This window comes from [Clostridium] celerecrescens 18A, assembly GCF_002797975.1.
In the GTDB taxonomy this organism is placed as follows: domain Bacteria; phylum Bacillota; class Clostridia; order Lachnospirales; family Lachnospiraceae; genus Lacrimispora; species Lacrimispora celerecrescens.
In genome coordinates this window covers 4666655-4685415 of sequence record NZ_PGET01000001.1, presented here as the reverse complement: position 1 = coordinate 4685415, position 18761 = coordinate 4666655, and the positions used below count along the sequence as shown (strand labels likewise).

Annotated in this window: 17 protein-coding genes and 1 tRNA gene; 6 read left to right on the top strand and 12 right to left on the bottom strand. The window is 44.3% G+C overall.

What is annotated here, in order from left to right; genetic code table 11:
* Positions 1-41: 41 nt before the first annotated feature.
* Both H171_RS21335 and H171_RS21330 read right to left on the bottom strand, forming a co-directional pair.
* Entirely contained in the window at positions 42-1796 is a 1755-nt protein-coding gene (locus tag H171_RS21335; protein WP_100306924.1) for an ABC transporter ATP-binding protein, read from the bottom strand.
* Positions 1793-3520: an ABC transporter ATP-binding protein gene (locus H171_RS21330; protein WP_100306923.1), complete on the bottom strand. Its 1728-nt coding sequence runs from the start codon at positions 3518-3520 to the stop codon at positions 1793-1795. Before H171_RS21330 ends, H171_RS21335 begins: the two co-directional genes overlap by 4 nt.
* A 190-nt stretch (positions 3521-3710) precedes the next feature.
* Between H171_RS21330 and H171_RS21325 the strand changes: the two genes are divergently transcribed.
* Positions 3711-4583 (top strand): MerR family transcriptional regulator, encoded by an 873-nt coding sequence (locus H171_RS21325; protein ID WP_100306922.1) that lies wholly within the window; start codon positions 3711-3713, stop codon positions 4581-4583.
* A 23-nt stretch (positions 4584-4606) separates the two neighbouring features.
* On the opposite strand, the gene H171_RS21320 is transcribed toward H171_RS21325, so the two are convergent.
* The gene (locus H171_RS21320; protein ID WP_100306921.1) at positions 4607-5617 is read right to left on the bottom strand and encodes a DUF4489 domain-containing protein; all 1011 of its coding nucleotides are present in this window, start codon (positions 5615-5617) and stop codon (positions 4607-4609) included.
* Positions 5618-5956: 339 nt separating this feature from the next.
* Positions 5957-6029 (bottom strand) — tRNA-Gly (locus H171_RS21315).
* A gap of 484 nt (positions 6030-6513) precedes the next feature.
* Here H171_RS21315 and H171_RS21310 point away from each other — a divergent pair.
* The 4 genes from H171_RS21310 to H171_RS21295 all read left to right on the top strand — a co-directional run bounded on the left by H171_RS21310 (position 6514) and on the right by H171_RS21295 (position 9470).
* Complete coding sequence (locus H171_RS21310; protein WP_100306920.1) at positions 6514-7278, top strand: GntR family transcriptional regulator; 765 nt, start codon at positions 6514-6516, stop codon at positions 7276-7278.
* Entirely contained in the window at positions 7268-8053 is a 786-nt protein-coding gene (locus tag H171_RS21305; protein ID WP_100306919.1) for an SDR family NAD(P)-dependent oxidoreductase, read from the top strand. The genes H171_RS21310 and H171_RS21305 overlap by 11 nt, the downstream gene beginning before the upstream one ends.
* 62 nt (positions 8054-8115) lie before the next feature.
* Positions 8116-8640, top strand: coding sequence for a YhcH/YjgK/YiaL family protein (locus H171_RS21300; protein WP_100306918.1), 525 nt, complete (start codon positions 8116-8118; stop codon positions 8638-8640).
* 2 nt (positions 8641-8642) lie between these two features.
* The gene (locus tag H171_RS21295) at positions 8643-9470 is read left to right on the top strand and encodes a M28 family peptidase (RefSeq protein ID WP_100306917.1); all 828 of its coding nucleotides are present in this window, start codon (positions 8643-8645) and stop codon (positions 9468-9470) included.
* Positions 9471-9512: 42 nt separating this feature from the next.
* On the opposite strand, the gene H171_RS21290 is transcribed toward H171_RS21295, so the two are convergent.
* From H171_RS21290 to H171_RS21275, 4 genes are all read right to left on the bottom strand, one after another.
* Positions 9513-10535, bottom strand: coding sequence for a zinc-binding alcohol dehydrogenase family protein (locus H171_RS21290; protein ID WP_100306916.1), 1023 nt, complete (start codon positions 10533-10535; stop codon positions 9513-9515).
* 59 nt (positions 10536-10594) lie between these two features.
* Positions 10595-11470 carry a dihydrodipicolinate synthase family protein gene (locus H171_RS21285; protein ID WP_100306915.1) on the bottom strand — a complete coding sequence of 292 codons (876 nt, stop codon included), beginning with the start codon at positions 11468-11470 and terminating at the stop codon, positions 10595-10597.
* A 184-nt stretch (positions 11471-11654) separates the two neighbouring features.
* Positions 11655-12569, bottom strand: coding sequence for a ketopantoate reductase family protein (locus H171_RS21280; RefSeq protein ID WP_100306914.1), 915 nt, complete (start codon positions 12567-12569; stop codon positions 11655-11657).
* 15 nt (positions 12570-12584) lie between these two features.
* The gene (locus H171_RS21275) at positions 12585-13274 is read right to left on the bottom strand and encodes a cyclase family protein (RefSeq protein ID WP_100306913.1); all 690 of its coding nucleotides are present in this window, start codon (positions 13272-13274) and stop codon (positions 12585-12587) included.
* A gap of 179 nt (positions 13275-13453) precedes the next feature.
* Between H171_RS21275 and H171_RS21270 the strand changes: the two genes are divergently transcribed.
* Positions 13454-14101: a GntR family transcriptional regulator gene (locus tag H171_RS21270; RefSeq protein ID WP_100306912.1), complete on the top strand. Its 648-nt coding sequence runs from the start codon at positions 13454-13456 to the stop codon at positions 14099-14101.
* Positions 14102-14146: 45 nt separating this feature from the next.
* On the opposite strand, the gene H171_RS21265 is transcribed toward H171_RS21270, so the two are convergent.
* From H171_RS21265 to H171_RS21250, 4 genes are read right to left on the bottom strand one after another with little or no spacing between them, the layout of a single operon-like run.
* The gene (locus tag H171_RS21265) at positions 14147-14599 is read right to left on the bottom strand and encodes a YhcH/YjgK/YiaL family protein (protein WP_100306911.1); all 453 of its coding nucleotides are present in this window, start codon (positions 14597-14599) and stop codon (positions 14147-14149) included.
* A gap of 41 nt (positions 14600-14640) precedes the next feature.
* Entirely contained in the window at positions 14641-15690 is a 1050-nt protein-coding gene (yiaK, locus tag H171_RS21260) for a 3-dehydro-L-gulonate 2-dehydrogenase (RefSeq protein WP_100306910.1), read from the bottom strand.
* A 17-nt stretch (positions 15691-15707) separates the two neighbouring features.
* The gene (locus tag H171_RS21255) at positions 15708-16484 is read right to left on the bottom strand and encodes a hypothetical protein (protein WP_100306909.1); all 777 of its coding nucleotides are present in this window, start codon (positions 16482-16484) and stop codon (positions 15708-15710) included.
* A 6-nt stretch (positions 16485-16490) separates the two neighbouring features.
* Positions 16491-18629, bottom strand: coding sequence for a hydantoinase/oxoprolinase family protein (locus H171_RS21250; protein ID WP_100306908.1), 2139 nt, complete (start codon positions 18627-18629; stop codon positions 16491-16493).
* Positions 18630-18761: the final 132 nt, after the last annotated feature.

The window sequence follows — 18761 nt, the reverse complement described above, 5'->3', positions numbered from 1 at the left end:
AAAGCAGGCTCCCAATTACAGGGGCCTGCTTTTTTTAATATTTAAGCTTGATTTTGGAACTGACTCATATACAGTTTTTCATAAAATCCTTTTCTGGCTATTAATTCATCATGGGTTCCCTGTTCAATAATTGATCCGTTATTCATAACGAGGATTAAATCTGCATTTCTGATCGTAGAGAGGCGGTGTGCAATAACAAAGCTTGTTCTGCCCTTCATGATATTTTTCATAGCGGTCTGAAGCATTAATTCAAGTCTTGTATCAACAGAACTTGTCGCTTCATCAAGGATTAAAATAGCCGGGTCTGCCAGGAAAGCTCTCGCTATTGTTAAAAGCTGTTTCTCACCAACCGATACGTTTGAGGATTCTTCATTTAATATCATATGGTAGCCATCTGGCTGTGTTTTAATAAAATGATTTACATTAGCTGTTTTTGCTGCATTTTCAATCTCTTGCTGCGTTGCTTCCTCTTTTCCGTATTTTATATTATCTGCGATCGTTCCGTTAAATAACCAGGTGTCTTGTAACACCATACCAAAGATGGAACGAAGATCATCCCGTTTCATATCCTTAATTTTCACACCATCAACCTTAATTGCGCCCTTATTTACGTCATAAAAACGCATTAAAAGGTTAATAAGCGTGGTTTTTCCGGCGCCGGTCGGACCTACGATTGCCACCATCTGGCCGCTCTTTACGTTAATATTCAAATGTTCAATGAGCATTTTATCTTTATTATAGCCAAAAGAGACATCTTCAAAGGTAACATTTCCCTTTAAGTCCTCTATTTTTACCGGAGCAGAAATCTCCGGGACCTCTTCCGATTCAGAAAGAAACTTAAATACTCTATCTGATGCCGCAATCGCAGACTGAATGGAAGCAGACAATTGTGATACCTGTTCCAGCGGCTCATTTAACTGCCACATATATCGGATAAATGCCTGAAGCTGACCAACCGTTATGGCACCTGTGATTGCAAAAGTCGCACCTAATATGCAAACAGCTACAATTGCAAGGTACGTAATGAAGGAAATTAACGGCGACATCAATCCGGATATAAATTGTGCCTTAAATCCGTTTTCACAAAGATTGTTGTTAATCTCCTTAAACTGTTCTATGGAATCTTCCTGCTTTCCATATAGTTTGATTTCGGTTAACCCGGTATATCTTTCCTGAATGTAACCATTTAAGTCACCAAGTGCATCCTGCTGTCTGCTAAACATAACGGAAGAACGCTTCATAATAAATTTCATGATCAGAGCGCTTCCCGGTATCAGCAAAACAGCAACAGTAGCCATTATTGGATTAATATAAAACATTAGTACTATTGCTAAAATAATGGATAAGACAGCACTCAATATCCTTGATAAACTCTGCTGCAGCGCATTTGACATAGTATCGATATCATTTGAAATGATACTGAGAATGTCTCCGACGGAACGTTTATCAAAATAGCTGATTGGCAGCTTTGCAATCTTTCTTTGTACATCATTTCTTAAATCACGCATTGCATTTTGTATACCATTAGTCAAGAAATACTGCGAACCAAAGCTGCTAAGTACGTTTCCGATATAAATAGCAAGCAACAGCTTTAAGATTTTAATAACATAGGAAAAACTGATGGCTGCCCCAGGAACTTTGTTCACGATATCTACAACATCATCTTTTAGCCTGGTTGTAATGAAACCTTCCACCATTGGCGCTGCTGATAAGAAACCGGAGTATGCTACCGTAAGGAGAATCGCTACGATAAAAAATTTCAAGTATGGTTTTATATATGGATATAATTTTCTCATCGCTCCAATTCCTCCTTTGTTAATTGTGAATCTGCAATTTCATAATATACATTGCACGACTTTAATAATTCTTTATGGGTTCCCATACCTACCACTTCGCCCTCATTCAGAACAATAATTTTATCCGAATTCATGATGGTACTAATTCTTTGTGCCACAATGAATACAATGGATTCTTTTGTTTCTTCCTTAAGGGCGGCCCGCAAGGTAGCATCTGTTTTATAGTCAAGTGCAGAAAAACTGTCATCAAAAATGTAGATTTCAGGTTTTCTGACCAATGCTCTTGCAATCGAGATCCTTTGTTTTTGACCTCCTGATACATTTTTTGCACCTTCGCTTATAAATTCCTGTAATTTGTTCGGCTTATTCTGAATAAACTCTTTTGCCTGCGCTATTTCAATTGCATGATCTATTTCTTCCGGCGTAGCATTGGGATTGCCGAATTTAAGATTTTCTTCTATGGTTCCTTTAAATAAAAAAGCTTTTTGTGGGATAAAGCCAATCTTCTGACGGAGCGCCTTTAAGTCATAGTTACGTGTATCCACACCATCAATTTTAATGGAACCGCTTGTCACATCATAAAATCTTGGAATTAAATTAATCAATGTGCTCTTACCGCTGCCCGTACTGCCGATAAATGCCACGGTTTCCCCTTTGTTCGCAGTAAAAGATACATCCTTTATCACCGGGAGCTCACCATCCGGATACTGGAACGTAACATGGTCAAATTCAACCACACCTTTATTATCAGCTGTAATACCATCTGCAGGATTATTTACTAACGGCTCTTCATCTAATAATTCCTGAATACGGTTTGCAGAAACCTGCGCCCTTGGATACATTACAAATACCATGGAAAATAGCATGATGGAGAACATCGCATGAAACTGATACTCTAAGAATGCAACTAACTGTCCAACCTGTAAAGTTCCTTTATCAATCATTAAACTTGATATCCAAAATACAGCCATCATTGCAAGGTGCAGTAAGAAGAAAAAGGCCGGCTGCGTAAATGACATGATTTTAAATAACTTCTTTGAATTAGTGGCATAGTCGTCATTGGTTTCTGCGAAACGTTCTGATTCATATTCGCTTTTTCGAAAAGCTCTGATCACACGTACCCCGGTTAAGTTTTCTCTTGAAATCCGATTCAGCCGGTCCATACCTTTTTGCTGCTTCTCGGAAAGCGGATTGGTTAATTTGGCAATGATTATGACTCCCGCTACTATAAATGGAAAGCTTCCTCCGATAACCATAGAGAGATTAACACTTGTTTTGATCGTCATAAAAACACTGATAATAATCATGACTGGAGCCAGAAGCGCAGTACGAAACAACAAATTGGAAAACAACATTAACTGAAATGCATCATTTGTTGTTCGGGTAATCATAGAAGACACACCAAATTTATTGTATTCTGTATGGGAAAATCTCTGCGATTGCGCAAAAACATCATTTCTGATATCCCGAATCATATAGGTTGAAATTCTTGATGAAGCGAAAGTTAATAAAATGGTGCCTGCACCTCCAAGAATGCAGACTATCAGCATAATTCCTCCCATTTTCTTAATATAAGCGATATCACCATCGCCTATTCCGTTATCAATCATCCACGCCATAACCGTGGGAATCCCCAGCTGTACTACTACAAAACTAAAGATTCCTATGATGTTTAACAGAATTAGCTTCGGATATCTCTTCAGATATTTTAACATTAACTTCATAACATGACTCCTTTCGCTTTACTGTATAAATACATATAAAATTTCAGCCGCAATCCTTGACAGAAAAAGGCTGTTTGACTATTATAAACTATAAGGTTGTCTTATAGTCAAGAAAAAAAAACTCCATGTGTCAATACTGCGGCTGCAAACATGAAATTCGTAATATGCAGCATAGAACTGAGGTAACTTTATGTCTAAAGATAAAAATGAATACTTAACAACAGGAGAGTTTGCAAAAATCTGCGGAATTCCTAAGCATATTTTATTTCATTACGATCAGATAAAGCTTTTTCAGCCTGAGATCATAAAAGAAAATGGTTACCGCTATTACTCTTTCCGCCAATTCGATACGTTTTCTATTATCTCTGCATTAAAAAGGCTGGGAATGCCATTAAAAGAAATTAAAAAGTATATGGATGAAAGAAATCCTGCAAAGCTGGTAGATTTACTGGAACAAAAGTCAAATGAAGTGTCTAAGGAAATTAAAAAGTTAAAAAACACGAAACGTGAGATCGACTCCCTTAAAGAACTAACAGAAAATGCCTTATCCGTGGACTACAATATGATAGAGACGGCTTATCATAAAAGCATGAAAGCGCTATGCAGTACCTTAATGGATAATGACAATGACAACTCTTACCCAAACTTTTTAACAGAGCTGATCGCATTCCGCAATAACAGCAATGCAAGTATGATTGATTTTCTGGGAGCATCGCTTACCATTGATAATATCCGTGATAAAAGATTTGACAGCTTTTCCTATCTGTATACGAAAACGAATAATGCTGATAAAAAAAACAACACTCTTGTGCGAAAAGAGGGTTGGTATCTCCAGGTTTATTATAAGGGAAGTTATCCAAGGATCAGTGAAATGTATACAGAAATTATGCAGTACGCAAAGGAACATCAGATAAACCTAGGAAAAAATGCTTATGAGGAGTATCTTATATTTGAGATAGGTACTAAAAACAGAGATGACTATGTTACGTTAATTTTGGTAGAAATTGAGGATGACTTTTCTAGCAAAATAAAAGGCCCGGATAATGATCAGAGCCTTTTATAGCAGTAAAGTTTTAATATTTTAAATTAACAGCATCTGCAGTTATGATCTGCGGCTATTGCGGAAAGCCTTGCGTTGGAAATTGTAACAGCAGCATCAGCCGTTGCTGTAGTTGCTACCACAGAATAGGTGCAGCATTCATGGTTGCAGATCTCACAATCGCAAACAAAGAAAGAAAACGTTGAAGTACCAGAAAATCCAGGTGCTGCTGGCGGAACTATTACCGTTGTATATGGAACTGAAAAAACCAATTGCGGACCAACTGGTATTGGGTTAAGCTGATTGTTGCAAAGTTTAAATACCTGAAAATTTACAACGGTGCTATCCGCAGTAGTAGGACTTGAATAAGCTATCGTGCTTGCAAATTCAAGCTTTACGCATGGCTCACATAAGCAGGAAGTATTTAAAGAGAGCGTACTGACGGTAGATGCAGTACCTGCCAAAGTACCTGGAGCTATTGATACACCGCCTGATGTTCCGCATTTTAAAATAGTCCTGTTATCTTTACAGCAAAGTTTATTGCAGGGGTGACAGTCATCATCATGGTTCGGTTTATCTACTACAATTGCTGCCAGCCTTGCTGCGAATATGCCGACATTACCAATAACAGGAGCAGATCCACCGACCGAAACTACAATACTATAGGTACAGCATTCATTTGAACATGAATTACAATCACATACAAAAAATGAAAACATATCAGCCAAAAAAGCCGGTATCGGTCGTGAAAAATAGTATTGCGGGCCAACAGGGATTGGCAGTTGATTATTACAAGACCGAAATAGTTGAAAATTTAATGTTCCTTGAAAAAGTGTTCCAATTATATTTGATGAAAATTCAAGCATGATACATGGGTTACAAAATTTAGAGGTATCTAATGTAATAGTAGCGGCTGGTACCGTAGTTCCTATAGTTGCACCATTAAATAATAGCGCTTGACCAACCTCTCCGCATTTTAGAGTTTGTCCGCATGAGTCACTTCTTTTATTACTATTTTCATAATCATCTTTATAATTAGCTTTTGATGATAAATTCATATTATTTACTCCTTCCATTGATAGTTCTAAAATTTCAGCTTAAAAGTACTATGTACTTATAAAGAACTGGTTAATGGAATAAGCTATATATTCATTTATCTAATATAGAATATGAGATAAATGAATATAGGTGATTATTTCTTATAGACATTCACAAGTTAAGGGTTTCAGACATAAAGCCGGCCGCTGATGTGCCTCTAAAAAGGAATAATCGGAATGTATACTTGTGTTTCGTGGTCACTCAAAAGCTTTAACTATACTTGATTACTTATATTTATGTAAACAAAAAGAAGGTTCCCGAAACTCGGAAACCCTCATAAATAACTGCGTTTTCTATAGAGCGCGAGACGGGACTCGAACCCGCGACCCCGACCTTGGCAAGGTCGTACTCCACCAACTGAGCCACTCGCGCATATAAATTATATTATTCATTTGCTGCAACACTGGAATTATATCATACGTTTTTAATAAATGCAAGAGGTTAATATCATTTTTTTGTTGTATTGTACTATATATTTCCAAAAATTCCTGCTTATTTCAACTCTTTTGGACATACAATTTTCTGATGTTAGCTGACTATTCCTCCTCTGTTATTACCGATAATGTAAAATTCCTCCACGATATCCAGCAGATAACAGGCATAATCGCCGGTTCGCTCCCGGCACGTGCAGCATCAAATTCAGTAGCTTTTTTCAGCAAAGAATGATAAAATATAGATAGATATTGCATACAATTTTAATTCATTTCTGTCCTGTCCATACCTGGTACTCATATAAAACCATGTACCAGACAAGCCTTATGTTAATTTTTGATGGCAACACAGGACAGCCACCAACGCCCATGGCGTTATTTATTTGATTTGTGCCGCCAGTCAAGGCGGCAGAACGGAGCTTTACATGTCACTCATACCGTTTCAAAAATTGCCGCCCCGGAGACATACAGAAGATGCACGCCAATATGCATACCGGATTATCCGGCATTTCATTTTGAACCTTCATCTGCCCCCAGGCCGTAAGATGAACGAGGTAGAACTTGCAGATGCGCTGAGCATAAGCCGGACGCCGGTCCATGATACGCTCTACAAGCTCTCCCGTAAAAATCTGGTGGACGTCATCCCTCAAAAGGGAGCCTTTGTATCCAGAATTGACATTAACCGAATTGAGCAGACCTTATGGATTAACAAGCAGCTTGGGACAGCCATGCTTCAAAACATTTTCATCCGAAAAGTGAAACGGCCTCAGTTTGATATTCTTTATCATAATCTGATGCAGCAGGAGGACTACCTGGCCCAAAAGGACTTAACCCAGTCCGTCCGGCTGATCACCGAATATTATCATCTGCTTTATGATCTGGCGGGCAAGATGGATTTTATATGGGAACCCGTCCAGAAAGCCGGAATGGACTTACAAAGGCTTCTCTACTTATCTGCCTCCGACGCTTCCGTAATGGAAGACTTTCTCAGGGATTTAACTGCACTTACTGATGCGCTTGCAGAACGGGATACGGACCGGGCGTGTACCATTTACCATCATCATTTGGCCCGGATCCTTTTGTTAATATCCCCTTTGAAGGAACGCTATCCGGACTATTTTATTGAAAGTAATAAAGAGCAGACAGATACCAGTTTACAGGAACAGAAAGGGTTTCTTTATGAAAAATGAGATCTATAAGAATATATTTACACTGACCGGAAAGAAGGCCCTGATCCCAGGAGGAACCGGAGGTCTGGGAAGCGCCATTGCCAGAGCCTTCCTGCAAAACGGAGCTGACGTGGCTGTTTGCGGCGGGCATCCGGATAAGGCAGCCTGCCTTGAGGAAGAGGCAAAACAGGCTGGCCGCAGTTTTCTTTCCCTGCGCTGTGACATCCGTGACCGTGAGGATGTGGCAGAGATGCTTGATCAGGTGGACAAGTCATTTGGCCGCATCGATATCCTGGTTAACAGTGCCGGGATGAACCGTCTGCTGCCGGCGGAGGATTACGACGAAAATACCTTTGATCAGGTAATGGACTTAAATGTAAAAGGCATTCACACAGTAACCCGTGCGGTAGGAAAGCGTTTCATGATTCCCAATCAATATGGGCGTATTGTCAATCTCTCTTCCGTAAAGAGCTTTATCGGTGCAAAACAGGATTATATCGCTTATTGCACCAGCAAAGGCGCAGTCAATATGTATACAAAGCAATTAGCATGTGAATGGGGAAAATACGGCATTACCTGCAATGCCATCGCGCCCACCTTTGTGCGGACTCCTATTAACTCATCCCAGCTGGATGATCCCGCATTTTTAGGAAAGCTGACGGACCGCATCCCTCTCGGACGCATCGGCCGTGAAGAGGATATTGCTGCCGCCGCACTGTATTTATGCAGCGATGCCGCCTCCTTTGTGACCGGCCAGATCCTAGGTGTGGACGGTGGCTTAACGGCCATGCAGTAACAGGGGCCTACAGAGGAAAGACGGAAAGACTCCAATAATCCATAAGACAGGAGGAATTACCCATGATTTTCGGAAACATTTACAAACCCATGCTGGAGGAACAGCTTGCCGTGCTGCCGGCTCCCCTGCGCAGCGCCATCCGCTTTTTAAAGGACAACGATATGGCAGCTCATGAACCAGGAGTATTTAATATAGAACTGGACGGCCTGCCCGTTATTCTGCAGGTCCTTGATTTAGACACAAAAGACCGGGAGGACCTTCGTCCGGAAATTCACAGAAAAAATATCGACGTACAGTTTCTTGCCAAGGGTGGCCCGGAAGAGGCCGGCTTTTACAGTAAGGATGAAACCGGTCAGGCAGACGAGGATCTACTTGATACCCCCAGGGACATTCTTTTCTTCCGCAATGATCCAGTAGCTCCGGAGGGACGCATCCGCCTGATTCCAGGCTCCTATGCCATTTATTTCCCCTGGGATGTTCATATCCCTGCCATCCAGGCCGGAGAAAGCCCTGCGGCGATCCGCAAGATCGTTATAAAAGTGCCTCTTGAAAGCTGCCTGCCCGGTGACGCCCGACAGGGGGAATGATCATGAACCTGAACAAATATTTAACGGAACTTTCCATGAAGGATCCTGATCTGCGCCGTATGGCCTTGGAAAGGGTCCTGGAGCAGGAACACCTGCTATTTGAACGTCAGGAAGAAGCTCCCTCTCCCAATGCTCCCAGAGGAATCATCAATTATTTAATTTCTCCGGAAGATAACAGGCCCAGCCTCTTGTTCTGTGCCCATTACGATGCGGTATACGGAAGCTTTGGGGCCAATGACAACGCTGCTGCCCTTTGCATCCTGATCGCTCTTGCCAAAGCCCTGCGCGCCGAACACTATCCTGCACGTTTTGCGTTTTTTGACGGAGAGGAAACAGGCAATTCGGGAAGCCGTCATTACGTCAGCCAAATGGACCGCCAGGCCATTACCGGTGTGATTAATCTGGATGTATGCGGTTACGGTGATACCATCGCAGTCTATGACCGGGGGAATGCAAAAAAAGAGTCTGTACGCACTTTCTGCAACAAGGAAATCCTGGCAGCCCACAACGGCCTCCTGGTGAAATTTTTGCCTAAGAGCGACGAAGCCTCTTTCTCCGGACTCCGAATTCCTGCGATCAGCATAGCGTCAATTCCCCGTTGGGATATCCATTATCTAAATGCCCTTTCCAATCTGGGCAGCGGATTTTTGGGCCATCCACCGGAGTTTGACATGATTCTCAGTCAGATGGATGTCTCAAGCACCATGCACGGCGGCTATCGGGATTCTCCTGAATGGGTTGAGCCGGAAGCCATGACGCGTATATATGATTATCTTATGGATGCGCTGCACGCGCCGGCTGATAAGAAAAAGCGGTTCCTTCTGTTTTAAATACAGAAGGAACCGCTTGATTTATTTGGGAATACATTATGACTAAAAATCAAAGGTAAGTACGATCTTACGAATAGACGGATCATGGCTGTCCACAAAGTCAAACGCCTCCTGGGCGCGAATCAGGGGGAAGGTATGAGAAACAGAACCGCTAAGATCCAGTTTACCCTCATTGATCAGTTCAATGGCCTTTCCAAACATCTTATTCTGAAGACGGGAACCTCTCACATCTAGTTCCTTAGAGGTGATGGAAAACTGAGTGACCTCCGTAGGGGACGTAGAAAATCCCATGGTCATAACCCGGCCGGCGTTTCCGGTAGCCTGGAGAAGCTGAGTCAGGGAATCCTTGCTGCAAACAGCATCTATGGAAACCGTAGCTCCTCTCATGTGGGTATATTCCTTTACCTTTTCCTGGAGGTCCTCCTTCGAGGTATTGATCGTATAAGCAGCCCCGTTCTTTTTAGCAGTTTCCAGCTTATCATCCTGGATGTCCGCAACAATGATATGGTCACAGATCAAACGGGCGGTCTTTAATATGGAGCTTCCAAGAGCGCCGGAGCCGTAGATTAAAAGCATGTCATCCTTGTCTAGCTCTGCACGGGTGCAGGACTGGATGCCGATGGTGGCAGGCTCAATCATAACAGCGTCTTCATCAGAAAGGGAATCCGGAAGTACATAACAGTCTGATTCCGGTACAGCCATATATTCACGATACCCTCCGTCAATGTGAACGCCGCGTACAGCCAGATGGTCGCATACATTGCCCCGTCCGATCCGGCAGGGATAACAATGGCCACAGCTTGTCACCTGGTTGATGATTACACGGTCACCCACTTTTAAATTCTTGACAGAGGAACCGACTTCCGCCACTTTTCCCACCATTTCATGTCCTATGATCCTGGGATAGGTAGCCGCAGCATTGGTTCCATGGTAAATACCTACATCGGAGCCGCAGATTCCTGCAGCAGTCATTTTAATCAGTACGTTATTTTTTTCGTCCATTACCGGCAGTTCTACATCAATGACTTTTAACTCATAAGGTTTTACAATTTGTACCGCTTTCATATGTCTAACATCTCCTTTATTATTTTGAACCTGATTCTGTGGCTTGTATCCAAAGAGCACTAGCGAATCTCCAGATACTGCTTAAGCACCTGATCCATCTCGTCCTTCTTCTCCTGCGTCAGAGGCAGCATGGGCTTTCTCACTTCTCCGGCCGGAATTCCCTGGCTGGAAACGATATACTTTAGGTTTGCACACAATCCGTTCTTTAAAAGCACATCCAGGATGTTGTTGCATTTGGTCTGGAGGATTCTGGCTTCCTCCTCCCTTCCATCCAGATACTGTTCCATCACATGCTTAAACTGGGGCAGCATAAAATTAAAGCTGCTTCCGATAAAGCCGTCACAGCCAAAGGCGAGGAAAGCCACCATACAGCTTTCAAAGCCTCCGAAGCACTTAATATCCGGATTTATATTCCTCATCCGCTCCATCTGAAGCAGATTAAGATTGGTATGCTTTACAGATCCTATTGCACCGGATTTTAAAAGCGCCTGAATATCCGGTTGGGAAACTTCCAGCTCTTTGTGGGTGCTGGATGGGATGTTATAATAGAGAACCGGCTGGCCGATTGCCTCAGCAATATCGTAGTAATATCCTGCGATCTCCTTCTCAGAGAATCCAAAGTAAAGCGGAGGAGTCGCCGCTATATTCCGGATGCCCAAATCCTTTGCCTTTTTCGCATAGAATACAGCTTCCTCCGTACTGATGGATCCTACGTGAGCAAATATATCCGCGCGGTTTACATATTCTGAAGCAAGTTCAAAGGAACGGACCCTCTCCTCTCTGGTCAGAAGAAAACACTCCCCCGAGCTTCCCCCGATAAAAAATCCATCCGCTCCCTCTGAAATATTTCTCTCCCAAAGCTGCCTTGCAGCGGATTCATTGATTTCTCCATTTTCTTGAAACGGAGTAATGGAAGCAACATATAATTTCTTCATGATTTGTAATCCCCCTTCTCATTTGACTTTTCCCCTTTACATGTATAAGACCCCTTCTCTCAGTCGTCAAAATCAAGCAAGCTTGACCTTGGCCCGTTGCCTTTACGAAGATAAAAGATTAAGAGGCCGGTTTCCGGCAGCGCATACACCCTGCGGCGGAAAACCAGCCTCTTTCTATATCCTGTTACCGGCTTTTGTCTTCCATAGCGTGTACCATTTCCACCAGGAACTCATGGGTTGGTACCGGAATGCCGCATTTCTTTGCAGCCCTTACTACGGAACCGCTGATCGTATCTACTTCTGTTTTCCGTCCATTTTGCAGATCTGCACGGATGGAGGTGCAGCCGTTTGGAGACATCTCCGAGGTTTTCTTCACCTTTTCTATGATCTCATCGTCATCCGCATGTAGGCCCAGACCACGGGCCACGGAAGCCGCCTCTTTAATCAGGCGGACCGTCATATTAAAGGCATGCTCATTGGATGCGATATACCCAATATCCACCTGAAGTATGCCTGTGACCGCACTTAATGATACATTAGTAAAAAGCTTGTTCCAAATAAGCTGCTGGATATTGGAATGGACATTTACCCGAAAGCCGCAGCATTCAAAAGCTTCTTTCAGCCTTGGAAGGAACTGCTCTTTATCTTCTGCCAGCATGCCTACGTTGGTATTGCCTGTACCGCCTCGTTTCACATAGCCAAGTCCCAAAACTGCGCCGTTGTCGTCTGTGGTACCGATAACCATATGATCCCTGGAAACAAACTCCTCCAGGATATCCTCATGGCCGGAACCATTCTGCAAGGTCATCAAGTAGGTTCCAGGGCCGAGCAGGCTTCTGTTTGCATCCAGTGCTGCTTTGGAATATAAGGATTTAACGAACAGAATGACAAGGTCCACAGGCTCCATACCTTCTGTGGAAGCAACAGCATTGGGACGGTAAATATGCTCCTCGTTATCTTCCAGAACCTTGATCCCTTCCTTTTGGATGTGCTCCACAACTGCAGGCGCCGTATCTACCATATATACTTCATTGTTCAAGGACAAATGGGAACCATAGATGGAACCCATTGCCCCTGCCCCTATAACAGCAATCTTCATAAATATCACCCTCTATTATTTCGAAAATTCCGCAATTCCCTCGATGGCATATGCGCGGATCGGGCAGGAATCCAGTCCTTTGATCGGAATCGGAGCGTAGGACATGAAGAAAGTGTCAGTGGTCAGCTCTTCTAAATTCTTTAATACCTCTAAGAATACTACATCAACCTCCATCAAAACATCGTGGAATGCGCATACATCCTCGTTGTTGCTCTCAATGGAAACGCCGTCGCCAAAGCCAACGCATTTTACTTTCTTCTCCTTTAACCACTCTGCAGTCTCACGGCAGATGAAAAGGCGCTTATCCTCTTTCGTATTAGAAGCAGGAGTGAATGGGGGAAGCTTGCGTGGGGAATCCAGGATAACGATATCTCCTTCTTTGATGCGGTCGCCGCAGGCTTTTTCTAAATCTTCTCCCTTAATCTTGCCGTTAGGCTCCATATGATCGATGTTTACAAGGATCGCACGGCCCATGAAGGTGCTGATAGGCAGACCCTGTACGTCTGTCCAGTTATCGTTGTGGTGATATGGACATTCCACATGAGTGCCTAAATGGCTGGTTAAGTCCATAATGGTGTGGAAATCCGGAATAGGACCGCCTGTGTTAAAACGGAATAAATGGCACCGTCTTGTCTCAGTTTCCGGATCCAGCTGCTTTGTTAAATCAATGACTCTTAACCCATTTCCCAGTTCATATGCGCTCATTGTTAGTACCTCCTGTGTTAAAAATAGTTTTTTCTTTCTCTATTTATTATACCAGTATACCGGTATACCGGTCAATCTTTTTTTATTGACTTCATGGATCTTTTCGGGTATGATAATTTCCGTAACACTTATAGCCAGACAAGGCTGTCTGGTATTTCCAAAAACGACAGGAGTCTTTCATGAACGATACCGGTTCCCTGCAATATCAGGCTTATCATACAATTAAAGAACAGATCCTTTCCAAATCCCTGGACTCAGAGGTTTTATACTCGGAAACCAGACTGGCAAAGGAGCTGGGTATTTCCCGGACCCCTCTGCGTGAGGCACTTCAGTATCTCTCTCAGGAAGGTTATATTACCATCATTCCAAGCCGCGGTTTCATGATCCGGCGTCTGGACAAGGAGACCATGCGGGAATCCATCCAGGTCCGCTGCGCCATTGAGGGCTTTTGTGTCCATCTGGCCGCAGGCTGCGAGGATAAAAAACGGCTTCACAAGCTTTTAAAGGATATGGAAGAATCCCTTGCCAGGCAGAAAACCGCTCTCTCCGCAAAGAATTTCCCGGATTCCTTTACAGAAGAAGACCATCAGTTCCATATGCTTTTAGTCCATTTCGCTGAGAACAGCGAATTTGACCATCTGTTCCAGCGCCTTCTTTATACCATACATCTGACCACTGCCAATGCTCTGACCGTCACCGGCCGTGCACAGGCAACCTACGAAGAACATTTAACCTTTTACCAGCATCTGAAAAAAGAGGATAGCCTCCAGGCCTATCAGGTCCTGATCACCCACCTTATGATGCCTTTGACCATGAATATCATTTAACGTTCTCTGTCCGGCCTGGAATTACGATAGGCCGGACAGATCTTTTTAGAGGGCGATCTTTACTACGACCTTCTTTACATCACAGGGCTTTCCTGCCGCGCAGCGGGGCTTATGGGCATCTTCAGGAGCCACAATGATTAAATCTCCTTCTTCCAGCAGAACGCTTCCGCTAAACTCCGGTTCTTCATAGAAGATCACATCGTTTTCCTCAATCCGTTCCTTCACCTTTAAGCCGTCTCTTTTGCAGACGCCGAACTGTTCCCTTCCGGAAACCATGTACTGAATATCAAAATATTTCTCATGGGTCTCAAAGGATCCCTGCTCTGCAGGAAAAGTGGTGTATTCCTGTACATTTGCCACCACCATATCTCCCTTGATCTCATAGCTTCCTACCGGTAAAGAACGGATATCCGTTTCTCTCAGCCACTCATAGGCTGCCCGGAATTTATCTTCCAGATAATCGTATGTTTCTGCAACTGAAATATTAGAAAAAAGCATAAGTTTTCTCCCTTCTGCTCCCCATGGGGAACAGTCCCTTTTTATTTGCTTGCAATATCTTTTGTATATAAATCGCCTTCTGAAATGGCAACTACCTGGTCCCAGACAGTCTCATCCACGGATACGCCATCCTTCATGCTGCGTTCCCTGGTGGTGATGGTGCGTTCTCCCGGACAGGTAACCTGGCCGCCTTCCCGCTCCGGATGACTTGCATCCGCCGCAGCAACACGCCGGTTAAGCATTTCCTGGATTTCTTCCTTTGTTCCGAAAAGATATGGATCATAAGCAATGAAAATCTGACAGCAGCCAGTGCAGCTTCCTCTTCCTTCTTCATCCATATCAAAACCGCTGTTACCGTTTGCCATGAGAGCTGCTGCCAGATCTAACGCAATGGCCATACCGCTTCCCTTCCAGTATCCGGTGGGAAGGATCCTTCGGCTTTCCTCAATGGCTCCCGGATCATCCGTTAAGTTTCCGTCTTTATCAAAGCCTCCGGGGAATGGAAGCTTTTTGTCTGCCAGACGGTAAACTCCAAGCTTTCCATAAGCATACTGGCTCATCGCCATATCAAGAACAATCGGGCCATCCACTCTTGGAATGGCAATGCAGAACGGGTTATTTCCTACGCCCGGCTCATCACTGCCCCACAAAGGCATACAGCTCTCCGTGTTGATCCAGCTCATACCCATGAAGCCGGCTTCCGCCATTCTCCATGCATAGGTGCCGCCACGCATCCAGTGTGTCGTATTTCTCAAGGCAACGCATCCGATCCCATGTTCCTTGGCAAGCTCCATGGCCCGGTCTGCACAAAACATTGCATTGGTAATACCGATTCCTAAATGTCCGTCGTAATTCTCAACGGCTCCTCTGGCCCCTATAAGCTCCGGCTGTCCCTTTGGGTCCACCCAGCCCTTCTGCACATATTCTACAAAACGCGGAACACGGTTTAATCCATGGCTCTCTACTCCATCGGCACTGGACTGGGCATGGATGGTTGCACAGACCTCAGCCTGTTCCATGGTAAGACCTGCATTTAACAACGCTTTTTTAATTGTTTCTTTTACTGCCTCATATGGAATTTTTAAACTCATATCTTCTCCTCTTTCTCTTAGGCGGTCCGCGGCGTTCTCCCCGCGCAGACCATCATCTCCTCGTAAAGTCCGCTGGCTTCTTCCGGTGAATAGCCATATACCAAAAATACATCCATTATATAGGGGGAATAGGTGATTCCCATGATCTCCTGGGCAAACCCCATTGCCGCAATTTCGCTGAAGGCGATCACATTAGAATCGTTATGAAGAAAACCAAGGGACCACAGTCTGACCTTCTTTGTCTTCGTGAAAATTTCATGTTTGTACTGCTCTTCCACGAAATGAAAAAGCTCGTGGGCCAGCAGAAGGCGGCTGATATCAAGCCCCTCTGCTAACAATTCTGAAATCCCCAGCCTTCCAAAGAGCTTCTCCCCTTTTTTCACTGCATCCATATAGATGCAGATTTTATTAGGTACCCGGTATTCAGCGAATAGCACCCGGTCGGTTTTATCCGGGTATTCCGGAAAGGAGATATCCATTCCCATGGCTTGTGCCAGCTTCTTAGGATCCCTGGTCTGGTACTTTTCACAAACCTTATGAGCATATTCTTTGCCGCAGGCCAGACTTTTCTCCATCCATTCCTTTCGCTGCTCCTCGTTAAACCTTCCATTTAAAGGCTCTCTGGAAAATGCATAGGAATACCATTCCACCGGTTCAATTTCCGCTAAGTCATTTACCATGTCTTCGATTGGACGTACGTCAAAGTGGGGGCGCTCATACACGCTTGTCCTCTGCTTTCCGAAAAGTCCATCTGTAATGGGCTTTAGGGCATTCCGAAACTCTTCCTTCTTCATAATCGATTAAATCTCCTGTACGGAAGCTATGATCAGGACATCTTCCTCTGGCTCCCGGTCACCTAGGTCCAGATTCATAAGAAGCATAACCTGCTCTAAATCCACTGCACTGTAGTCGCATACCCTGGGTCCGAAACATACAAAGAAATCCGGACGCAGCACGGTATCCGTCTTAAACACGGCGTTCTCCTTCCAAAGCTTTTCCACAACCTCTTCGTAATCCTTTGCCTTACATTTCTCTACAACACCGTCGGAACACTGAACTTTAATGAATCCCTTGCTGTCTACGATACGCAGAGGTGTTTTACCGTCTTTTTCTCCTTTATAAACATAAAACTTGTCTGTCATCTCAGCCAATTCCACATTGCAGATCTTGGGACCGAAATCCTGTATAGCAAGCTCGCAAGCCTCCGGCTCCTCGCAGGCCTTTAAAAGATCTGTGGTCTTTACTTCTGTGGATCCTGTGGCTATGGCCGTCACCTTTCCTGTCTGGCTGTCGATCTCTATATGGATCTCTACTGAATCAGGAGAAGCGCCTGAGCTGACTGCCAGATCTGCCGCCTCTTTTTTCAGCTCGCGGATGTCTTCCTGTGTTGGGTTTGGAATGACACGCTCTACCACGTCACGAACCATGGACAGCGCCACGCCTATGGAAGAAATTACTTCCGCATTTTCCGGGATGCTGTACTGCAGTCCCATCTTGCCGGCGCAGTAAGGAACCAGGGAAGCAGCACCGCCGCCGCAGCCAACCAGTTTCATGCTGTCATGATCTAACTTGTACTTTTCAGCCAGAGAGTTGATGCAGGCATTGATCTTTTCAAAGTCCTTATCCAGAATCTGGGTAGCCAGTTCTTCTACTGTTATGCCAAGCTTATCAGCAACAGGCTGCATGGCCTTTCTGGCGGAATTTGCATTGCCATGGGCAAAATATTTTTCATCAATTAAGCCCAGGACGTTTGCAGCATCCGTATTGGTAAAGCAGATGCGCTTTCCATTCTTTAACCGCAGGGTCACATAGTCACCCGGATCCCCTGGTTTTGGGCTTACCATTTCGATCTGTGGATCAACGATCTCATCTTCCGGCATAAAGCAGGCATATTCACAGCCGGCGATATGAGCGGAACGAGGGCCTACATCTACCACACATTTATCATTGACACGGACCATGGAACCGCCCGCGCAGCCTAAGATCCGGACATCCAGAGAGTTGATATAGGTGTCGTGACCCCCGATTTTTGCATAATCCACACCAGGACGGCCGTTTTTGATGACCCCGATGTTGGTGGTAGTACCTCCAACCTCAAAATAGATGGCATTGGAAGCACGAAGATACATGAGGGAACCCATAACCGATGCTGCCGGACCGGATAGTGCAGTCAGGATCGGACGCTTTCTCATTTCACCGATCTCCATAACACCGCCGTCACCTCTCATAATCATTAAGGGCACGTTGACGCCCGCAGATTTTACTGAGGTTTCTGTTGCATTTGCAGTCATCATCATCTTCGGCAGAATGGAGGCATTGATTGCCGCCGTACGGGTACGGCGGGTAAGTCCGTAAAGTTTTGTAATATCGGAAGCCATTGTTACAGGCACATTTTTCTTCTTTGCGCAGTCATGGATCATCTGCTCTTCCCCCATACTGTCCACGCCAAAGGCCATGGAAGCCACCATTACCTGAGAGCCCTGGGCAAGCAGATCATCGATGTTCTTATTGATGATATCTTCTGTCAGCATTTTTTTCTTAATAAAGGTATTATACACTTTGATCATACGGCCGACTTTTTCATCCAGCACAATGTTTTTTAAAGCCAGCTGGCGCTTTGCCAGAAAGCCCTCAAGACCACCCCCTGCTACTCCTACGACTCCGACGCTTGCCACATCGCCCTCGATAAAGGCATTGGTAGCCTGGGTGGTGGAGTGAGCCACGAAAACCACATCTTCCGGAGAGATATTATTTTCGTTCATGCAGTTCTTAAAGCTCTGCACAACTCCGGCAGCAACGCCGTCTTTGTGGTCATGTGTCGTTTTTACTTCGTTTTTTCCGATAATATCATGGGTATCGTTATCCATTGCAACGCATTTGGTATAGGTACCGCCTACGTCAATTCCCATACGAACCGGTCTGTGTATTCGTTCTGCCATTAATTTTCCATTCCTTTCCATTTCCTAGCCACGCATTCTGGCATAAAGGTATACTTGTTAGGTGTTTGCACCTTAGTTTTAACAATATTTATTCTCTCATTCAGATGAATTGTGAAAAGCGTCCGGGTGCGC